This is a genomic window from Tissierella pigra, assembly GCF_018917845.1.
GTDB classification, from domain to species: domain Bacteria; phylum Bacillota; class Clostridia; order Tissierellales; family Tissierellaceae; genus Tissierella; species Tissierella pigra.
This window is the reverse complement of sequence record NZ_JAHLPJ010000001.1, coordinates 2,782,108-2,801,151: the sequence shown is the minus strand read 5'-3', so window position 1 is coordinate 2,801,151 and position 19,044 is coordinate 2,782,108. Positions and strand designations below refer to the sequence as shown.

Below are 19,044 nucleotides of genomic sequence, written 5' to 3'. Positions count from 1 at the left end.
TTGGTGTATTTAAGGAGGGATAGCTATGGAAAATAGAATGGAAAAATATCTAATTGAAATTGCTAAACAAAAAATTGATAATACTGATCCTTCTCATGATATATATCATGCTATGAGAGTACTTAGTATGGTAAAACATATAAAAGAAAAAGAAGGTGGAGATTTAGATATTTTAATACCAGCAGCAATATTTCATGATGTAATATGCTATCCTAAAAATCATCCAAAATCTAAGTTTTCGACTAAAGACAGTGCTGAATTTGCAGTAGATATATTAGAAAAATTAGATTGTTACCCAAAAGATAAGATTCAAAAAGTTTACAAAACAATAGAGGAATGTTCCTTTTCTAAAGGAATTATACCAAAACTTTTAGAAGGAAAGATTTTACAAGATGCTGATATGTTAGAGTCTACAGGAATTATTTCTATAATGAGAACATTTAGTTCAATAGGTCAGATGAAAAAAAGTTTTTATCATCCAGAAGATCCATTTTGCAATAGTAGAGACCCAAATGGTAGAGAATATGCATTGGATTTGTTTTATTCAAGATTATTAATTATAAAAGATAGAATCCATACAGAAACAGCTAAAAAGATAGCAATTCGAAGAACAAAGGTCTTATATGAGTTCTTAGAAAATCTTAAAATAGAACTTTATGATGATATAGATTTACAATGTTAAATTCAGAATAGCATAAGGAAAGTGAAAGACTATAATAATCAAATGATTATTATAGTCTTTTATATTGTGTATTATTTAGCATAAGATTTTTAAAGAATATTTTTGAAAAAGAAGGAATCTAGAAAACAATGTAGAATAGTATTAAGATAAATAGTTACCATTATGAGATTACTTAATGATGTGCTATTACAATAGGCAGGGAAGTCTATGGATGTGTATTTAAAGCAATTATAAAACCAGATATTGTAACTTAAAATGGTGGAAGTTCAGAGATTTATCTAGGAGATGATATATTGAATAATATAGATAAAAGAAATAGACTTAAAGAAGAATGTTTTTCATATAGAGTATCAAAAGATAATAAGGTATTTATATTTTGGTATGAAAAACAAGTAATGATACTGAAGGGTAAAGAGAGTGAGAAGTTTTTAGCTAAAATAGGAAAAGCAGATACAATGGAAGCACAGCTAATCATGGCTAAGGTTACTGGCAATTTTAAGCATGGAAATGAAAAGGAAAATAAAAGGAGATAGAAATGAAGCTATTGGATGATTTATATAATCACTTAGAGGATATGGACGTAGAGTGGCATCTTTGCGGAGGATTTGCAATAGATGTTTTTTTAGGACAAATAACGAGAACACATAAAGATATAGATATAACTGTTAGTTTTGATGATATGGAAAAATGTATTCAACACCTAAAATCAAAGGGTTGGGAGATAGATGCACCAGTTGGTAATCAAAGATTAGTACCCGTAGAATTTGCTTTTAAGCATCCAGATTTATATTTTGATAATATTTGGTGTTATAAAAAAGATGCTGATTTTATAAAGACTGAGAAAATTGATGGTATATTTAAATATGTAAAGTTTATTGATAGAGAACAGACAGAACTAGATTTTATAGAAGTCTTATTTAATAAAGTAGAAAATGGTATTTTTTATTATCAAAAAAATCATAACATTATGGTTAATACAGATATTGCTTTTATAAAAAGAGGCAAAATCAGTATTCTTGCCCCAGAGGTTATACTACTTTACAAGTCAAGAAACCATGAAAATAATGATTATAAACATGATTTTGATTCAGTAATAAATAAGCTTGAAAAGGAAAGATATAATTGGTTTATAAATGCTATGAATACAGAATATCCAGAAGGGCATCCATGGATTAAATAAGTATTTTGTTTTAATAATATCCGTGTAAGAAGGAGGAGTTAATATTGGAAAAGGTGATTGTATTATATAAGTCAAATACAGGATTTACCCAAAAATATGCTGAATGGGTTGCGAATGAATTGAATTGTAGTGCTATCTCTATAACAGAAATAAACGTAAATGAATTACAAAGTTATGACACTATTGTTTTTGGAGGAGGATTATACGCTGGTAAGATTAACGGACTAAAGTCTATAAAAAATGATATTTTTAAAATGAACGATAAAAATATAATTATTTTTGTTACAGGTGCAACACCAAAAGAGGCTATAAAAATTGAAGAAATTAAGAATGCAAACTTTTCATTGAAAGAAAAAGAAAACTTTCATTTGTTTTATTTTCACAGTGGTATGAATTATGAAAAGATGGGACTTGGTAGTAAAGGAATGATGAGTATATTTAAAGCTATATTAAAGATTAAAAAAGATAAATCTCCAGAAGAACAAGGTATGTATGATACAATTACTAAATCAAATGATTACTCAAAAAAAGAATACATAAATCCATTGATTGAATATATAAAAACAATTTAAAAATATAATTTTATATTGAGGTATAGAAAAAAGCAACAAATGTAAGTGATATTTACTTCCAAGGATGTCATTAAAATAATAGGATTTAATTTAGGACTAATATTAAAATAACTAAGCAAAAATAATGATTAGGATAAAAGATATGGAATTATTATCTAAAATAGAATTGTTTGATGAATCTTATTTTAGCTGTAACTATATTCAAGGGAAGTGAAAAATATGAGAAAAGTTGATTTTTATTATTGGGGAGATCAATGTCCCCATAATTGTAAAATTAGAGAGCTACTGAGTGGATTTTCAAATGATAAGAGATGTAAAATTAATTTATTTGATATATCTAAGGATTATAATATAGCAGAAAAATTAAATATATTTTCTCCGAATATGATTATTATAGATAATGATTTAAGGTGGCATGGACCAATTTCTATAGATAATCTAGAGAATATCTTAAATGGTACTATACCAGAAGCAAAAACTTATAATGTTAAAATGAGTAATAATATTATTATGGGAGATATAAAAGATTTAACTGAAGAAACAATAATAGATACTTGTGCCTTATGTTCTTCTTCTAAAAAAGATATTTATTGTAAGGACAAAGGAAATTGGATAAAAGTTTTAAGACAAAGATATAATCTCCCACATATGGGAAAACTCCACTATTTAAATGAAATTTGTATCGGAGGTGCAGAGTTCATCCCCTCAGTAGTGGTTCCATATCCTATACCCAAGGCTGAAGATATGGCATTTCTTACTTGTTCTTTTACTACCAGTGAAAATGGCGATTATAAGACATACCCATTACAAAGGTTAGAGGAAGAATTACCTAAATTAGGGTTTAAATCCATAATAGCCATAGCTTCTGAGAATACTCCATTTCCCAATGGTCCCCTTGATTGGTTTTTAGATAAAGGATATATAGATTTAGGTTTTGTATTTGAGGAAAAAAGACATTTTGCTAAGATGCATTTAATAAAAAAGGATCTGATGGATGTATAGGTCAAATATAAAATAGTTAGGGGGAATATATTGACTATTTATTTCGTAAGGCATGGAAAAGAAGAGGAAGGATTTAGGGGAGGATGGAGTCAAATAGGTTTATCGAATGAAGGAAAAAGACAGGCTAAGTTGCTTGCTGAATATTTGTATAGAAACAAAGAAAGATTTAATATTACTAGAATAATTAGTAGTGATTTAAATAGAGCAAAAGAAACAGCATTTTATATTGCTAAAAAATTTGAAATGAAAGTCGAGTTAGATCAGGAGTGGAGAGAACACAACAATGGAATAATGGCTGGTATGTCAAATGAAGAAGCTGAAACATCATTTCCGGGTTTATATTTTAACACATTAGGAATGGATGAAAGATATTTAGAGGGAGAAAGTCCAAGAGAATTTTTAAATAGAATAGAAAAAACGTTTTATAATTTAGTAGATGAAGTCTCAGCTCAAAATGAAGATATATTAGTAGTTACACATGGTGGAGTGATAAATATTATATATCATTTAGTAAAAGAGATTGAATGGACTAATAAAAATAAGGTTTTTAAAGCTCAAAATACAAGTATACATAAGATTGAAGTAGATAAAGGAAAGATAAAGATGACTTTAAGTAAATATATAGATCATTTGAATTAATTTATAAATATTAAGGAGGGAATAAATGGATTATATAAAACCAATTATTGATTTCACTCCTGCAAACCAACAGGAAATTCAAGATAAAAAGGTACTTCTTGATTATATAGAAAAATTTCCTCATAATATTTTGTTAAGAGAAAATGAATTTGCACATATTACGAGTTCTGGATTTATAATGAATAAATCACTGGATAAGGTACTAATGATTCATCACAATATACGGAATACTTGGGCTTGGACTGGTGGGCATGTTGATGGAGATTCAGACTTTTTGTATGTTGCAATTAAAGAGGCAAAGGAAGAAACAGGTATAAATACCTTTACAGCTCTTACAGAAAATATTGTGTCTATTGATATTCTACCTGTATTTGGACATATGAGAAGAAATAAGTATGTTAGTGCCCATCTACATCTTTCGGTAGCATATATTCTTATTGCAAGTGAGGAAGAAACACTTATAGTAAAAGAAGATGAAAACAGTGATGTCAGCTGGTTTGCATTGGATAGATTTACTGAGGATTATTTTGATTCTAAGGATGTATATTTATATAAGAAGTTAATTAATAGAGCTTTGTTCATTAGAGAGAATATTAATAAGTTCTTAGTTTAGGAGGAATAAATATTATGACAAAAAATATAGTAGATTATTACTCTAATTATGATGAGGAAAATAGGTTAATAAAAGATAATGCACATCGGATAGAATTTGATATGACGAATTATGCATTAGAGAGTTATATAAAACCTAACTCTAGAATGTTAGATATTGGGGCAGGGACGGGACGTTATTCTTTTTATTATGCCTTGAAAGGAATTTCTATATTTTCTATGGACTTAGTTGAGAAGCATATTGAAATACTTAATAATAAGCTAGACGAATTTAAAGATTTAGAAATGAAGGTGGCTCAAGGAAATGCACTAGATTTATCAAGATTTAAAGAAGGAGAATTTGATTCCATATTGTGTATGGGACCTTTATATCATTTAGCAAATCAAAATGAACAATACAAGTGTTTAAGTGAGTGTAAAAGAGTGTTGTGTCAAAATGGAATATTAGCAGTTGCATATATTAATAAAAACACACATAGAGAACTTGGGAACAATCTTTACTTTATTGGGCTAGATTCTAAATATATTGAAGAAGCTCTTATTAAATCAGGGTTTAAAATAATCGACCATATAGCAATTGATGGAATAACTCCAAAAAATGGAGGCTTTATTAATATGTTAGATGAAAACGGATATAAAGCATGGCTAGATTTTAACCAAAAAATATGCAGAAGTAAAATATCTATTGAACGCACACTTCATGCTTTGGTAATAGCAGAAAAAAGTTAGTGAAAGTTATCTAAGTTTTCTTAAATTCTTGTGGTGCCGAAGGATAAGTTTTGCAGGTAAAAGATATAATTTGTATTTTAAAGGAGGAGCCTATGATTAATATCAAGGGGAATAGAATTTGTTTAAGAACATTTACAAGGGAAGAATATCATCAATTTTGGCAGTCATATATCCCAGATCCAATAATGGGTCCCGATCCCTATGTTTATAATAAAGAAGAAGTAGATATAAGATATGATTCCATTACTGAAAAAGAATCATGGTATCCGAGAGTAGGGATTTTTTTATTCGATGAAACCCTAGTAGGTGAATTATCCTTTAAAAGAATTAATCATGAAAAAAACCAATGTGAACTCGGTATAGCTCTTGTTAATAATAAATATAAGGGATTAGGATATGGAACGGAAGCAGTTGAAATAGCAATAGATTATGTATTTAATACTTTAAAGCTTAAATATATTTATGCTGATACAATGGGATCTAATTTTAAAATGCAAAGGATATTTGATAAGTTTGGATTTGAATTTATCAATAGAGAAGAACAGAGTTATGATATGCATGATAGATGGGAAGATAAATTGAACTATGTGCTACAAAATCCAAATATATTAAAGATGGAAAAATAGCAATCTGTTGAAGAAGTGCCATATGCTAAGACATCTAGGAATACATATATTAATTAAATTAGAGATTTGCAAGAAACAATTAGAGGAGGGAATTCTATGATTGAAATACCAGAAGCTATTACCTTATCATGTCAAATAAATGAGACTTTAAGGGGTAAAAAGATTAATGATGTTATTACTAATCAATCACCACATAAGTTTGCTTGGTATTATGGTGAACCTAGTGAATATAACTCAAAGTTAAATGGTAAAATAATAGAGAAAGCTTATTCATATGGTGGTTTTGTGGAAATCAGTTTAGGTGATATTAGATTATTATTAGGGGATGGCGTAAATCTACGATACTTTGATAAAGGTCAAAAGTTACCACAAAAGCATCAATTATTAATACAATTTGATGATTATTCTTCACTTGTTGCATCTATTCAAATGTATGGGGGGATCTGGTGTTTTAAAGATGGGGAATTCGACAATATATATTATAAATTAGCCAAAGAGAAGCCATCGTCTTTATCTGAAGAATTTGATTTTAAATATTATAAAAAAATTATATCAGATGAGAGTTTACAGAAGAAAAGTATAAAATTTGTTTTAGCTACAGAACAACGTATACCTGGTCTTGGAAATGGAATCTTGCAGGATATATTATTCAATGCCAAAATTCATCCTAAAAGAAAGAGATCAACACTTTCAGATGAAGAAATAGAGGGACTATATTATTCTATTAAATCTACTTTAGATGAGATGGTTGCAAAAGGTGGACGAGATACAGAAAAGGATTTATTTGGATGTTCAGGAGGCTATACTACGAAATTAAGTAAAAAGACTGTGAAAGAGCCATGTAAGATTTGTGGTAATAATATTATTAAGGAGGCTTATCTGGGAGGAAGTATTTACTATTGTAAGGGTTGTCAATATTACTAAATAGGAGTAGGATAAAAACAATGCTGAATGAAATATATAAGGAATATGGTGAGTATTTTTATGTTCCAATGACTCAAGGTTATAGTATAGCTATTCCCATTACTGTCGGTTGTAGTTGGAACAAATGCTTATATTGTGATTTAAATCAAGGAAATAAATATAGATTCTTAGGGCTGGAAGAAATAGATAGAAGGTTAAAAATATTAAAAGATTATTATTCAAATAGACATAGAACAGTTAAGAAAGTTGTTATGGCTGGAGGGAATCCTCTATGTTTAGATACTAATATATTAATTGAAATAATTAAGCTAATAAGATACTATTTCCCTCATGTAGATAATATTAGTGGTTTTGCAAGAGCTAATGATATATTGAGAAAAAGTAAAGATGAATTATTACGGCTTAAAGCTTTAGGAGTAGGGGAATTATCTATTGGTATAGAATCGGGGAATAATGAAGTTTTAGCATTTCACAATAAAGGTGTTACAAGAGAGGATAATTATTTAGCATTAACTAGGTTAGAACAATGTAATATAAGTTATTCTACATACATTATGTTGGGGCTAGGTGGAAGAAAGTTAAGTAAGAAGCATGCCATAGATACAGCTAAATTTTTATCAGAATTCAATCCTGATGTTATAATTGTAGTTACTTTAGTATTATTTAAAAATGCAAAGCTAGTTGAAAAGGTGAGAACGAAAGAGTTTATTCGATTAAGACCTCTAGAATCCTTGAAAGAAGAGAAACTTTTAATAGAGAATTTAAATTTGAAAAATACTATATTTAATGGGACACATAAGACAAATGCACTGATACTAAAGGGTAGACTTCCTCAGCAAAAGGATATATTATTAGATAAAATTCATAGGGAATTAGAAGAATATAATAATGAAGATATGAAAGATAAGGAAGTATTGAAATGGAAGAGATGGTCTGTAGAATAGAAATGATAATTAAACTGTAGTAGTACAAGGAGGATTTCATATGGAAATATTAGTAGTAAGACATGGACAGTCTGTTGCTGATTTAGAGGAACGACACGAAGGACGAGCAGATTTTGAACTTACTGAATTAGGATGTAAACAAGCAAAATATGCGGCAAATTGGATAAAAGAACACTACGAAATTAATACTATTTTAAGCAGTCCACTTAAAAGGGCAGCCAAAACAGCTGAATTCATAAGTGAAGAAACTGGTGTAGGTATAATATTTGATGATGAGTTAATGGAGTGGAATAATGGTTTATTAGCAGGTCTATATCGTTCGGAAGCAAATGAGAAATTTCCTCTGCCAGAAGGTGGAAGAAAACCTCATGATGAGTTTGCAGAGTCAGAATCATATATTAATTTTAGAGCTAGAGCAGAAATATTTTGGTCAAAGTTCATATATAAGTATGAAAGAGAAGAAAGTAAATCAAGGATATGTATAGTATCACATGGCGGAATGATAAATACGCTTTTTAGAAGCTTTATGATGCTACCAGTTAATACCGATTCATATATAAGTACTGGTGATACTGGAATTCATTTATGGAAGGTAAGTGGTAACGAAAGAAGGATTATATTTTTAAATAAGCAGGAACATTTATTAAAGTTAAATGGGTAAATTCATTAAAGTAATTAAAGATAAAAAAGAAGAGCGAAGGAGGTGAAATTTATGTATCATCAAGATTGGATAATGAGGCAGATTACAAGTTTTATACATATGATAGGGAAGGTATTATTTAAGAAGGATAGTGTGGAACTAAATATCCACGGTGAAAGTAATTCTGAAAAAGTTCATATATTATATGAAAGGTTAATAAACCTGATAAATAACCTAAAAGTCAATGAAGCAGAAGACCTATTGTTTGAAAACATAGAAACCAATGATTTAATATACATAAAAATAGCAATGGATTTTTATGATAAAGTAAATAAATTAAGTGATGAGGAATTAGAAGAAGCGGATTTTAGTCGTGAAGAGATAAAGTTAGGTCTTGAGGATATATTGAGGTTATATGGTATTAAATTTGAAAGTTTAGGAATTAGCCGGAAAGAATATTGATAATACAGGAGAATTATAAATGAAGGAATTGCTAGATAAGATAATAAAAATATATAATCCAGAGAAAACTTTAATTATAGGAATTGATGGTCTAGGAGGATCTGGTAAGAGTACAATAGTTGACTCATTAAAACTACAATTAAGTAATAGAAATTATAATACATTTATACTACATATTGATGATTTCATATATCCAAAAAATATTAGATATAATGAATCTAAAGAAGAATGGAATTGCTATTATAACATCCAATGGAGATATGATTATTTAATTAAAGAAATCTTGATGCCGATAAGGCAAGGAATTGAAATTCACAAAGAAATTGAAATATATGATAAAGATAATGATGTATATATTTTAGAACAAATAAAAATACCTCAAGGTTCAATTTTACTATTGGAAGGAATATTTTTACAGAGAAAAGACATAAGGGAGTATTTTGATTGTGTAATTTATTTAGATGTTCCAAAAGAAGTACGATTAAATCGTGTAGTAAATAGGGACAAGTATATAGGAGATTCGGAAGATATAAAATTGAAATATGAAAGACGATATTTTCCAGCAGAAGATAAATATATTGAAGAATATTGCCCTATGGAAAATGCTGATTTTATATTAACTCATGAATGATAAAGGGAGATATAGTATGTATTTAGTGAGGATGGACGAGATTTTACTAAACAATTCATTGAAGGTGCGAAAAAGACTCTGGGAATTGCTAAGGCTATAGGTATTAAAAAGGCAATATTAAAGTCGAAAAGTCCTTCTTGTGGTTGTGGACTTATATACGATGGAACATTTTCAGGTAATTTGATAAGAGGAAATGGTTTAACTGCAGGACTATTAATTAAAAATAATATTGAGGTGTATACAGAAAGTAATTTGGATATGTTAGGAATATAATCATAGAAAAACTAGATTTAGAGTACAAATATGGACCATTTTATGATTAATTATATTTATGAAGGAGGATAGAATGGTGGAATTAATAAAGACTACTTTAGATAATTTAAAACGTAATAATATGCAGGGATATTTTATTGAAGATAGTAAGGACTTATTTCCTCTTTTAGATAAATTGATTTTGCAAGGGAGTACTGTTGGAAGTGGTGATTCTGTTACATTGGAACAATTGGGAGTTTTTGATTTTATTAGGAAGGGAAATTATATATTTTATGACAAACATATAGAGAATTTAACTTCCATTGAAAAAAGAGAGCTTTATATTAAAAATTTTTCAGTAGACAACTTTATTACTGGATGTAATGCAATAACAGTTAGCGGAGAGCTAGTTAATATTGATGGAAATGGAAGCAGGGTTGCTCCTATGATATATGGACCATCACAAGTAATTGTCATAGTAGGTAAAAATAAAATTGTAAACAATATAAATGAAGCCATAGAAAGAGTACGTCAGATTTCAGCACCATTAGATGCCAAGAGATTAAAAAAAGAAACTCCTTGTACTAAATTAGATAGATGTATTGACTGTAAACATCCACAACGAATTTGTAATAGTTTTGTAGTTATTGCAAGACAATTTGATTATGAAAGAATAAAGGTAATCATTATAAATGAAGATATGGGATATTGAAAACCATAGGTTAATAAACATATAATAATAAACATATTTATCAGTAAAATAAAGAATGGTAGAGTAACACTATTAAATGAATTGAATTTAAAATATTGAGATTTTTCGAAAGAACAGAATAAGGTGAGAACATGGAACCTAAGAAAATATTAAATATTATAGTTGAAAGATATAAAAGTATATTAGATAAAAACCTTGTTGGCATATATTTACATGGTTCCTTAGCCATGGAATGTTATACAAATGAAAGTGATATAGATTTAATTGTTGTAGTAAAAGAACCTATGAGTATTCCAGATAAAAAGGCTATTATTGATTCAATAATAACCTTAGATAATTTGCCAAGAAAAGGTGTAGAAATGAGTATTGTCTTAGAAAAGTATACAAAAGATTTTATATACCCCACACCGTTTGAATTGCATTATTCAAATTCTTATAAATATAGATATTTGGTTGATAGTAATTATCTTTGTGAAAATTCTATAGACAAAGATTTGGCTGCACATTTTACAATCATTAAACATAGAGGTATTTGTCTGCATGGTGAAAGGATTGAAGAAGTATTTGCAGATGTACCAAGAGAATATTATATAGACTCAATTGTTAATGATATAGAAAATGCTGAGAAAGATATAATGGAAAATACAGTTTATATTATTCTAAATTTATGTAGAGTATTGTACTATATAAAGGAAAATATAATTTGCTCAAAACTAGAGGCTGGAAATTGGGCTAAGGAAATAGTGCCACAAAAATATAAAAAATTGTGGAAGATGCTGTTAATGTATATACTAATAGATTAGATCAAATTGAACATAAGGGCAATATATTAGAAGAATATGCCATCTATATGTTAAAAGAAATAAAAAATCATTTTTAATAAGGAGCTATATAGAGGGAACCATCACTTTGAATTTCAGCATAGAACACATCCTTTATATTACTAATATTTTGAGCATCAAGTTCTTTTTCTAACCATTCAATACTTAGACCAAGGGGTTTTAGGTTTTGATATACTATTTTACCATCTACAATGATTTGTGATGGTAAATATTTAGGATTAGAAGTAGGAATATCCATATCTGCTCTAGTTAAACTTAAATTAGATTGCTTCTTTAGTACACTTAATCTGCCATTTGGCTCTAAAATAGCATAATCTACTTCCTCAATGGAGAAAATACTTTGTTCTCTAAGCATCATAGACAGTTCTTCCATGCTTATCCTAGTAATTTTTAGAGATTTTTTTTGCAATATTCCATTTTTAATTAAAATTGTAGGTTGCCCATCAATGAGTAATCTAAGTTTTGCAGATTTCAAGGTACCATAAGCTAATAGAGCAGTTAAGGTACACCATAATACTAAACCTATGGCTTCGTCTATGATAGAACCATTATCAGTTATAACTATATCGGCAGCTATGGAACCAATGGTTATTCCCGTAACATAATGGAAAAAAGTCATTTGACTCATTTGTTTTTTACCAAGAAATCTAGCTAAAATTAATAATAGTAAAAAAGCTAAAATTGTTTTAAGTATTATCATATTATTACCTCCATAATACATATTGTTAGCATGATTTGATTATTTATTATATAATAAAGAACTAAAATAAATTAAGTATCAAATTGATATATAAAAATTATCCTTAATAAAGGAAGGAGCAGATATAACTATGGAAATAAAGGAAGTAAAAATAGAAATCTATATTCCAGAAGAATATATTATAGAGTTAAGGGATGAACTTAATAAAGTAAATGCCTGTAGAGTAGGAAATTATGACAATTGCATGTCTATAACTAATGTTAAGGGATATTGGAGACCATTAGAAGGAACTAATCCTTATAGTGGACAAGTTGGACAAATTTGTGAAGGTAAGGAATGTAAGGTTGAAGTAAGGTGTAAAATGGAGTATATAAAAAATGCAATAGAAGCTATAAGAAGGATTCACCCATATGAAGAACCATTATTTAATATAGTTCCCATTATAAATAATATGTTTGAATAATAGAAGTGAATTTTTTATAAATAGAACATGTTGAAATCGAAAGAAAACCTAAATTAAAAAAGTATGTAATTAAAAGAAAGATTACATACTTTTTTAATTTATTATTTAGAAAAGAAGGAATTTAACAAATTTTATAGAATTAATAGTTATATATAAGTTTTATTATAAGATAAAGAAGTCTTGAACAGTGTATGTAGTAATGGTATTAAGTAAAAATAATTAGTTTGTTATTATAGATAAGGCTTATTATGGAAGGACAAGAAGATTGAAAACTTTTATAATAAAAATTCTATAATTTAAGGTGAAAGGGGTTTTAGAATGGAAGTAATTGAAACGATTTATAAGAGAAGAAGTATAAGACATTATTTAGATAAGAAGGTTGAAAAAGATAAAATTATAACCTTGTTGAAAGCTGCTACAGCAGCACCTACAGCGGCAAACTGTCAACCATGGGAGTTTATAGTTATTGATGAGGAGGAAAAACTTTCTCAATTAAGAGATAAATTGATTTTTGCTAGATATAATGCACCTGTTGCCATTGTTGTATGTGGAAATATGAAATTAGCCTTTAAAGGTCCATCCCAAGAAATGTGGGTGCAAGATTGTAGCGCTGCAATAGAAAATATCTTAATCGCAGCCACAAGCATTGGCCTTGGTTCAGTTTGGATAGGAATATATCCTTTAGAAAGCAATATAAAACCATTAAAAAAAATACTGAATATACCTGAATATGTTACTCCTTTAGGTATTGTATATATTGGATACCCTGCAGAAGAAAAAGAGGCCAGAACACGATTTAATGAAAAGAGAGTATATTGGCAGGAATATGAACCTGACCGCAAACATAGAACAAAAGATAAGTCGGTTATAGGACATTACTAGATTGCTATCCATCTTATAAATAATATGCTTGAATAAGAAAAAATTAAAACAGAGAGAGGTTAGACAATGCAAAAAAATTTATATTCACACGAATTAAATAATGAGTATATAGAATTTCGATTATTATCAGATGGTGATTCAGTTGAAGAATTAACACAACTTCTAAACAAATCCTATAAGACTTTAGCTGATATGGGACTTAATTATGTGGCAGCTACACAGGATTCTAGTATAACATTAGATAGAATAAATAAGGCCTATAAATGTTATGTGGGAATATATAAAAATAAAATAGTTTCAACAATATCTCTATATAAGCCAGAAGCTTCAGATGGAAATAGTTGGTATAGTAAGGAATTCGTAGCCAAGATTGGACAGTTTGCAGTAGAACCTGAATTACAAAAATATGGAGTTGGCAGTAAGATGATGGATATTGTAGAAGATGAGGCAAGAAAGATGGACAATGTAAGAGAACTTGCACTAGATACGGCTGAAACTGCATATCATTTAATTGATTATTATAAAAAAAGAGGCTATAAATATATAGAAACTATTAAATGGGATGTAACAAATTATAAGAGTGTGATATTAAGCAAGGGACTATATTCTGATTAATTTATATAAAGAGGTATAGAGCTTGATTTTAAATTAGTAGAATATTCACAGATGGAAGATACTTTAAAACTTGCTGTTATTTCAACTGAATTCATTTTAAATATACTATATATTTTGGAAATTGTAGGCAATCTATGATAAAATAATGGTAAATATATGAAAAACGAGGGGGTACATAATGAACAAAAAAAGATTTTTATCAATTGCATTGATTTTAGTAGTCTTATTAAGCAGTTTTCAATTGGGAGTTGCAGTAGATTTAGATAACTTGACTCAGTACGAAATGAACATTACTTTAAATAATAAGGTTCATACTGTAGAGGGAGAACAAAAGGTTATTTTTACTAATACTTATAATGCGGACTTGAAAAATCTAGTTTTTCATCTTTATCCTAATTCCTATGAATCATATGAGACCTTACCAGCTATAGGTGGTATGTATCTAATGGAAGGAGAGGAAATTCCTAAATTAGCAGAGGAAGAAAAAGGTTATATTAAGATAGAAGATGTCCATATTAATGATAAAAAAGTTAAGTATACAGATGATAATCAAATATTAAAAATAAATATGGATAGACCATTAAAAAAAGGTGAAAAGGCAGAGATAAAAATTGAATTCACTATAAAAATTCCTGAAGGATACCATCGTCTTCATCATCTAGAAGGAGTTTATTCCTTGACAAATTGGTATCCAATACTGTCTATATATAATGAGAAAGATAGAAAATGGGATGAGAATCCCTTTAACCCTATAGGAGAGTCTAATTATAGCCATGTTTCAAACTATAATGTTGATATAACTGTACCTAAGAATATGGTAATCGCTCCAACTGGAACCATAATAGAGGAGAAAGAAAATGGTGCAAATAAGACCGTATCCATAAGGGCTGAAAAGGTTAGAGATTTTGTTGTTTTTATGAGTGATAAATATAAAGTAAAAACTAAAAAAGTAGATGATATTAAAATTAGTAATTATTATATTGTAGAGGAAGGTAAAAAAGATAGTAAAACTGCAGATATGATATTAGATGAAGTAGCTAAGACTGTAAGGTTTATGAACAAAACCATAGGGAAATATCCTTATGATGAGTTGAAAATAGCAGAAACATATTTAAGTGGAGGGGCTATGGAGTACCCTCAGGCAATACAAATGGGAGGATATTGGGACATGGAAGATATTAATATAGAAGAGAGTGCTCCATTCCTAATAGAAGCTGCCGTTCATGAAACGGTTCATCAATGGTGGTATGTAACAGTGGGAAACAATGAATTCAAGGAACCTTTTTTAGATGAGTCCTTAACTGTATTTACTACTGCATACTACTTTGAAAAAGAATATGGAAAAAGTCATGAAAATGGAATTGATTTTGCCATAAGAAATTCAATGTATCCATCAAATATAATGCCACTAAATACCAATGTAGATGAATTTAAGGATTGGGGAGACTATAGTGAAGCTATATATAGAAGGGGACCTGCTTTCTTTGAAGCTCTGAAACAAAAAGTAGGAGAAGAAAAATTCACTGAAATATTGAAGACTTATTTTGAAACGTATAAGTTCAAAAATGCAACAATAGAAGGATTATTAGATGTGATAGAAAAAGTAGCAGGAAAAGATATAAGGAATTCTATGGAGGAGGCAGTAACACAGCCTAATTATTTTCCTAATGATATTGAATTAACTCAAGAAGAACAAGAAGCTTACTATAGAAATCAGCACAAACGATATTTAAGAGAATCAGAAAAAGTAAATGGATTGATAATGGGTAGTATAGCCTTGAGGGCTTTAGATGAAGAGACCGTAATAGTAGTAAAGCCAAAATATTTAAGTGAAAGAGACTTAATGAATTTTGAAGAATTTACCCAAATGCTAGTAAATGATAGAATGAGTGGATATGATTCAAATATGAAAATTAAAGAAGAAAAGGATTTAACAGAAGAGGATAAACAAAACAATTTAATATTAATTGGATATCCAAATAAACATAGTGTGATTAAAGAAATGAATCCTGAATTACCTATTAAACTAGATGAAGAAACTATTAATATAAATGAGATATCCATTAAAAATCAAAATGTTACAGGAAGTTTTATAGCAGAAAACCCAAATAATAAAGATAACTTGGTGCTAGTAATATTTTTATATGAGGATACTGCTTCTGAAGAGAATTTAGGAAATGATGAATTTATTATATACGAGAATTCATTATACAGATATGATCCAATGTATACTAATGATAAGCAGTTCATAATAAATACTAAAAATACGGAAATCCAAGGGAAATACAAATAGCACAAATAATTTATATTGTGTAAAGTTATAAAATAGAGGTAAGCTTAGCTTACCTCTATTTAAAATGCTGGAACTACAGCACCATCATAATTATCTTCTATATATTTTTTAACCTTTTCAGATTGTAATGCTTTAAGAAGTTTATTAAATTTATCCTGAGATTCTTCACCAGTTCTTACTGCTATAAGATTAGCATAAGGAGATTCCCCGTCTTCTATTAAAAGACCATCTTTTACAGGATTAAGTCCACCTTCAAGAGCATAGTTTCCATTTATTATGGCACCATCAACACTGTCTAAGGAGCTTGGAAGAAATGCTGCCTCAAGAGCTTGAAATTTAAGATCTTTAGTATTACTTATTATATCTGTTTTTTCATTAGCTTCATAGCCAATGCCTTCTTTTAATTCTATTAATCCATTAGCTTCAAGTAAAAGTAATGCTCTACCACCATTTACAGTATCATTTGGAATAGCTATTGTGGCACCATTGGGAACTTCATCTATAGATTTATATTTTGATGAATAGAATGCCATTGGTTCCACATGGATTTTGCCTAATACAGTTAAGTCCAACTTTTCCTTTGCCTTAAAATCATTAAAATAAGGTTCATGTTGGAAAAAGTTAGCATCTAAATCTCCATCATTAAGAGATAGGTTTGGTGTTATATAATCTGTAAACTCAACTATTTCAACTTCAATACCTTCTTTCTTTAAATCATCTACAACTAATGAAACCAATTTTGCATGTGGGTCTGGAGATACTCCGATTTTAATTTTTTCTACATCGGCTACTTCAGCAGGTTTTTTGCTGCAACCTACTAATACAGATAGTGATAATACTACTACTAATACAATTGACAATAATTTTTTCATTTTGATTCCCCCATTTATTTTTTATTTATTTTTAATGTAATATAATTACCTAAAATTTGTATTCCTTGGACTAAAACTATGATTACTATAAGAGATATAAACATTATATTTTTTTGCCACTTATATAATCCAAAGCGAACAGCCAAGTCACCTAAACCACCACCTCCTATGGCACCTGCCATTGCTGAATATCCTATTATATTTATTATAGTTAGAGTTATCCCAGATACTATTGAAGGTAAGGACTCTGGTATAAGAACCTTTAAAATAATTTGTGGAACTGTAGCCCCCATAGCAAGGCTGGATTCAATTATGCCTTTATCAATTTCCTTTAAGCTTCCTTCCATAATCCTAGCCACAAAAGGAGTTGCAGATATGGATAGGGGAACTATGGTTGCTGTTGTACCTATTTTTGTACCTACTATGAGTTTTGCCAAGGGAAAGGCTAAAATCATTAAAATAATAAAAGGTATAGACCTCATTACATTTATAATACTATTTAAAATTTTGTTGAAATTAGGTCTTTCCCAGATACTATTTTTTTCAGTAATTACTAATAAAATTCCCAAAGGAAAACCTAATAATAATGAAAATACTGTTGAGAAAAATACCATATATAGAGTTTCAAATAAAGAAGGTATAACTAATTCTGCCATTATATCACCTCCACATGGACATCTTCATTTTTCAGGAATAAGAAAACTTTATTTATTTCTTCATCTTCTCCAATTAATTCTAAGACTAAATGACCTACATTAGTTGATTGTAATTTATTAATATTTCCTGACAATATATTTATATCAATATTAAAATTCCTTATGACTTTAGATACAATAGGTTTTTTTGCACTATTTCCAAGGAAAGAAAGTCGAATGAGTTTTCCTTGGAAATCATTTGGGTGTATAATTTCGTCTTCTATATTTCCTTGTAATGAATTGATGAATGTTTTTGCAATTTTTGTTTTAGGTTCTTTAAATAGATTTTCCACAGTATTTTCTTCTATAACTTGCCCATTTTCCATAATAGCAACTCTATCACAAACTTCTTTTACAACTTCCATTTGGTGAGTTATCATGACTATTGTTATATTTAACTCATCTCTTATTTTCTTCAATAAATTTAATATGGATTTTGTAGTCTTCGGGTCTAATGCAGAAGTACCTTCATCACTAAGAAGTATCTTAGGATTATTTGCAATGGCACGAGCAATGGCTACCCGTTGCTTTTGTCCACCACTTAATTCACTTGGATAACTATGTTTTTTATCCTTTAAATCAACATATTCTAAAAGCTCATTTACTCTATTATCAATTTTAGCTTTATCCATTTTCTCCAACTGTAGAGGAAGAGCAATATTATCATAAACATTTTTTTGAGATAATAGATTAAAATGTTGAAAAATCATTCCGATTTCTTTTCTCTCTTTCCTTAAATCCTTTTTATCTAAGTTTATTAAATCTACACCATCAATTAATATATGTCCCTCTGTTGGCTCTTCAAGCCTATTTAAACAGCGGATTAAAGTAGATTTACCAGCACCGCTTAAACCAATGATGCCAAAAATTTCTCCTTTATTGATTTTTAAAGAAACATTTTTAACAGCATCAATTTCAGTTGTAGAATTGCTAAATTTTTTGCTAACATTAGATATTTCAATCAAGAACATAACCCCCTTATGAAAAACAATAAAAAAAGCTTTCATCTCTTTGCAAAAAGCAAAGGGACGAAAGCTTCGTGTTACCACCCTAAGTTTATACTGAACCTCACGAT

At 28.8% G+C, this 19,044-nt stretch carries 24 protein-coding genes, 1 pseudogene and 1 other annotated feature (1 of these 26 only partly in view); of the genes and pseudogenes, 21 read left to right on the top strand and 4 right to left on the bottom strand.

The window, feature by feature from the left end:
- Positions 1-25 precede the first annotated feature (25 nt).
- From KQI41_RS13805 to KQI41_RS13725, 17 genes and pseudogenes are all read left to right on the top strand, one after another.
- Positions 26-682, top strand: a complete 657-nt coding sequence (locus KQI41_RS13805) for an HD domain-containing protein (RefSeq protein ID WP_154439426.1) — start codon at positions 26-28, stop codon at positions 680-682.
- A 293-nt stretch (positions 683-975) separates the two neighbouring features.
- Positions 976-1,215 carry a hypothetical protein gene (locus KQI41_RS13800; RefSeq protein WP_154439425.1) on the top strand — a complete coding sequence of 80 codons (240 nt, stop codon included), beginning with the start codon at positions 976-978 and terminating at the stop codon, positions 1,213-1,215.
- 2 nt (positions 1,216-1,217) lie between these two features.
- The gene (locus tag KQI41_RS13795) at positions 1,218-1,862 is read left to right on the top strand and encodes a nucleotidyltransferase domain-containing protein (protein ID WP_154439424.1); all 645 of its coding nucleotides are present in this window, start codon (positions 1,218-1,220) and stop codon (positions 1,860-1,862) included.
- Positions 1,863-1,915: 53 nt separating this feature from the next.
- The gene (locus KQI41_RS13790) at positions 1,916-2,434 is read left to right on the top strand and encodes a flavodoxin domain-containing protein (protein ID WP_326828309.1); all 519 of its coding nucleotides are present in this window, start codon (positions 1,916-1,918) and stop codon (positions 2,432-2,434) included.
- A gap of 219 nt (positions 2,435-2,653) precedes the next feature.
- On the top strand, positions 2,654-3,436 hold the full coding sequence (locus KQI41_RS13785) for a hypothetical protein (RefSeq protein ID WP_154439422.1): 783 nt from the start codon (positions 2,654-2,656) through the stop codon (positions 3,434-3,436).
- Between the two features lie 30 nt (positions 3,437-3,466).
- Entirely contained in the window at positions 3,467-4,075 is a 609-nt protein-coding gene (locus KQI41_RS13780) for a histidine phosphatase family protein (protein ID WP_216585494.1), read from the top strand.
- A 25-nt stretch (positions 4,076-4,100) separates the two neighbouring features.
- A complete protein-coding gene (locus KQI41_RS13775; RefSeq protein ID WP_216585493.1) occupies positions 4,101-4,688 on the top strand; it encodes an NUDIX hydrolase in 588 nt (195 codons plus the stop codon).
- A gap of 14 nt (positions 4,689-4,702) precedes the next feature.
- Positions 4,703-5,416: a class I SAM-dependent methyltransferase gene (locus KQI41_RS13770; protein WP_216585492.1), complete on the top strand. Its 714-nt coding sequence runs from the start codon at positions 4,703-4,705 to the stop codon at positions 5,414-5,416.
- Between the two features lie 92 nt (positions 5,417-5,508).
- On the top strand, positions 5,509-6,042 hold the full coding sequence (locus KQI41_RS13765; RefSeq protein ID WP_216585491.1) for a GNAT family N-acetyltransferase: 534 nt from the start codon (positions 5,509-5,511) through the stop codon (positions 6,040-6,042).
- A 96-nt stretch (positions 6,043-6,138) separates the two neighbouring features.
- A complete protein-coding gene (locus KQI41_RS13760; RefSeq protein ID WP_216585490.1) occupies positions 6,139-6,966 on the top strand; it encodes a hypothetical protein in 828 nt (275 codons plus the stop codon).
- 20 nt (positions 6,967-6,986) lie between these two features.
- The gene (locus KQI41_RS13755) at positions 6,987-7,910 is read left to right on the top strand and encodes a radical SAM protein (protein WP_216585489.1); all 924 of its coding nucleotides are present in this window, start codon (positions 6,987-6,989) and stop codon (positions 7,908-7,910) included.
- A 40-nt stretch (positions 7,911-7,950) separates the two neighbouring features.
- Positions 7,951-8,571 carry a histidine phosphatase family protein gene (locus KQI41_RS13750; RefSeq protein ID WP_216585488.1) on the top strand — a complete coding sequence of 207 codons (621 nt, stop codon included), beginning with the start codon at positions 7,951-7,953 and terminating at the stop codon, positions 8,569-8,571.
- 51 nt (positions 8,572-8,622) lie between these two features.
- Positions 8,623-9,012 (top strand): DUF6483 family protein, encoded by a 390-nt coding sequence (locus tag KQI41_RS13745; RefSeq protein ID WP_154439414.1) that lies wholly within the window; start codon positions 8,623-8,625, stop codon positions 9,010-9,012.
- A gap of 19 nt (positions 9,013-9,031) precedes the next feature.
- Positions 9,032-9,643 carry a P-loop NTPase fold protein gene (locus tag KQI41_RS13740; RefSeq protein ID WP_154439413.1) on the top strand — a complete coding sequence of 204 codons (612 nt, stop codon included), beginning with the start codon at positions 9,032-9,034 and terminating at the stop codon, positions 9,641-9,643.
- Positions 9,644-9,673: 30 nt separating this feature from the next.
- Positions 9,674-9,916, top strand: a pseudogene (locus tag KQI41_RS13735) (2-thiouracil desulfurase family protein); the annotation flags it as partial.
- A 73-nt stretch (positions 9,917-9,989) separates the two neighbouring features.
- Positions 9,990-10,607: a lactate utilization protein gene (locus tag KQI41_RS13730; protein ID WP_216585487.1), complete on the top strand. Its 618-nt coding sequence runs from the start codon at positions 9,990-9,992 to the stop codon at positions 10,605-10,607.
- Positions 10,608-10,738: 131 nt separating this feature from the next.
- Positions 10,739-11,410 (top strand): aminoglycoside adenylyltransferase domain-containing protein, encoded by a 672-nt coding sequence (locus tag KQI41_RS13725; RefSeq protein WP_216585486.1) that lies wholly within the window; start codon positions 10,739-10,741, stop codon positions 11,408-11,410.
- A 73-nt stretch (positions 11,411-11,483) separates the two neighbouring features.
- Here KQI41_RS13725 and KQI41_RS13720 read toward each other — a convergent pair whose 3' ends face one another.
- Positions 11,484-12,149 (bottom strand): DUF421 domain-containing protein, encoded by a 666-nt coding sequence (locus KQI41_RS13720; protein ID WP_216585485.1) that lies wholly within the window; start codon positions 12,147-12,149, stop codon positions 11,484-11,486.
- A 130-nt stretch (positions 12,150-12,279) separates the two neighbouring features.
- On the opposite strand from KQI41_RS13720, the gene KQI41_RS13715 reads away from it, so the two are divergent.
- From KQI41_RS13715 to KQI41_RS13700, 4 genes are all read left to right on the top strand, one after another.
- Positions 12,280-12,612, top strand: a complete 333-nt coding sequence (locus KQI41_RS13715; protein ID WP_154439409.1) for a YqfO family protein — start codon at positions 12,280-12,282, stop codon at positions 12,610-12,612.
- 318 nt (positions 12,613-12,930) lie between these two features.
- Positions 12,931-13,494: a nitroreductase family protein gene (locus KQI41_RS13710; RefSeq protein ID WP_154439408.1), complete on the top strand. Its 564-nt coding sequence runs from the start codon at positions 12,931-12,933 to the stop codon at positions 13,492-13,494.
- A 66-nt stretch (positions 13,495-13,560) separates the two neighbouring features.
- Positions 13,561-14,109 carry a GNAT family N-acetyltransferase gene (locus tag KQI41_RS13705; protein WP_154439407.1) on the top strand — a complete coding sequence of 183 codons (549 nt, stop codon included), beginning with the start codon at positions 13,561-13,563 and terminating at the stop codon, positions 14,107-14,109.
- Between the two features lie 178 nt (positions 14,110-14,287).
- On the top strand, positions 14,288-16,402 hold the full coding sequence (locus KQI41_RS13700) for a M1 family metallopeptidase (RefSeq protein WP_154439406.1): 2,115 nt from the start codon (positions 14,288-14,290) through the stop codon (positions 16,400-16,402).
- A gap of 59 nt (positions 16,403-16,461) precedes the next feature.
- Here the strand turns inward: KQI41_RS13700 and KQI41_RS13695 are convergent, their stop codons facing one another.
- The 3 genes from KQI41_RS13695 to KQI41_RS13685 are packed head-to-tail and all read right to left on the bottom strand — an operon-like array spanning position 16,462 to position 18,934.
- Complete coding sequence (locus KQI41_RS13695; RefSeq protein WP_154439405.1) at positions 16,462-17,274, bottom strand: MetQ/NlpA family ABC transporter substrate-binding protein; 813 nt, start codon at positions 17,272-17,274, stop codon at positions 16,462-16,464.
- A 14-nt stretch (positions 17,275-17,288) separates the two neighbouring features.
- Positions 17,289-17,930 carry a methionine ABC transporter permease gene (locus tag KQI41_RS13690; protein WP_154439404.1) on the bottom strand — a complete coding sequence of 214 codons (642 nt, stop codon included), beginning with the start codon at positions 17,928-17,930 and terminating at the stop codon, positions 17,289-17,291.
- Entirely contained in the window at positions 17,930-18,934 is a 1,005-nt protein-coding gene (locus tag KQI41_RS13685) for a methionine ABC transporter ATP-binding protein (protein WP_195837927.1), read from the bottom strand. Before KQI41_RS13685 ends, KQI41_RS13690 begins: the two co-directional genes overlap by 1 nt.
- 56 nt (positions 18,935-18,990) lie before the next feature.
- Positions 18,991-19,044 (bottom strand) — a binding site (T-box leader); it runs 198 nt beyond the window's last position.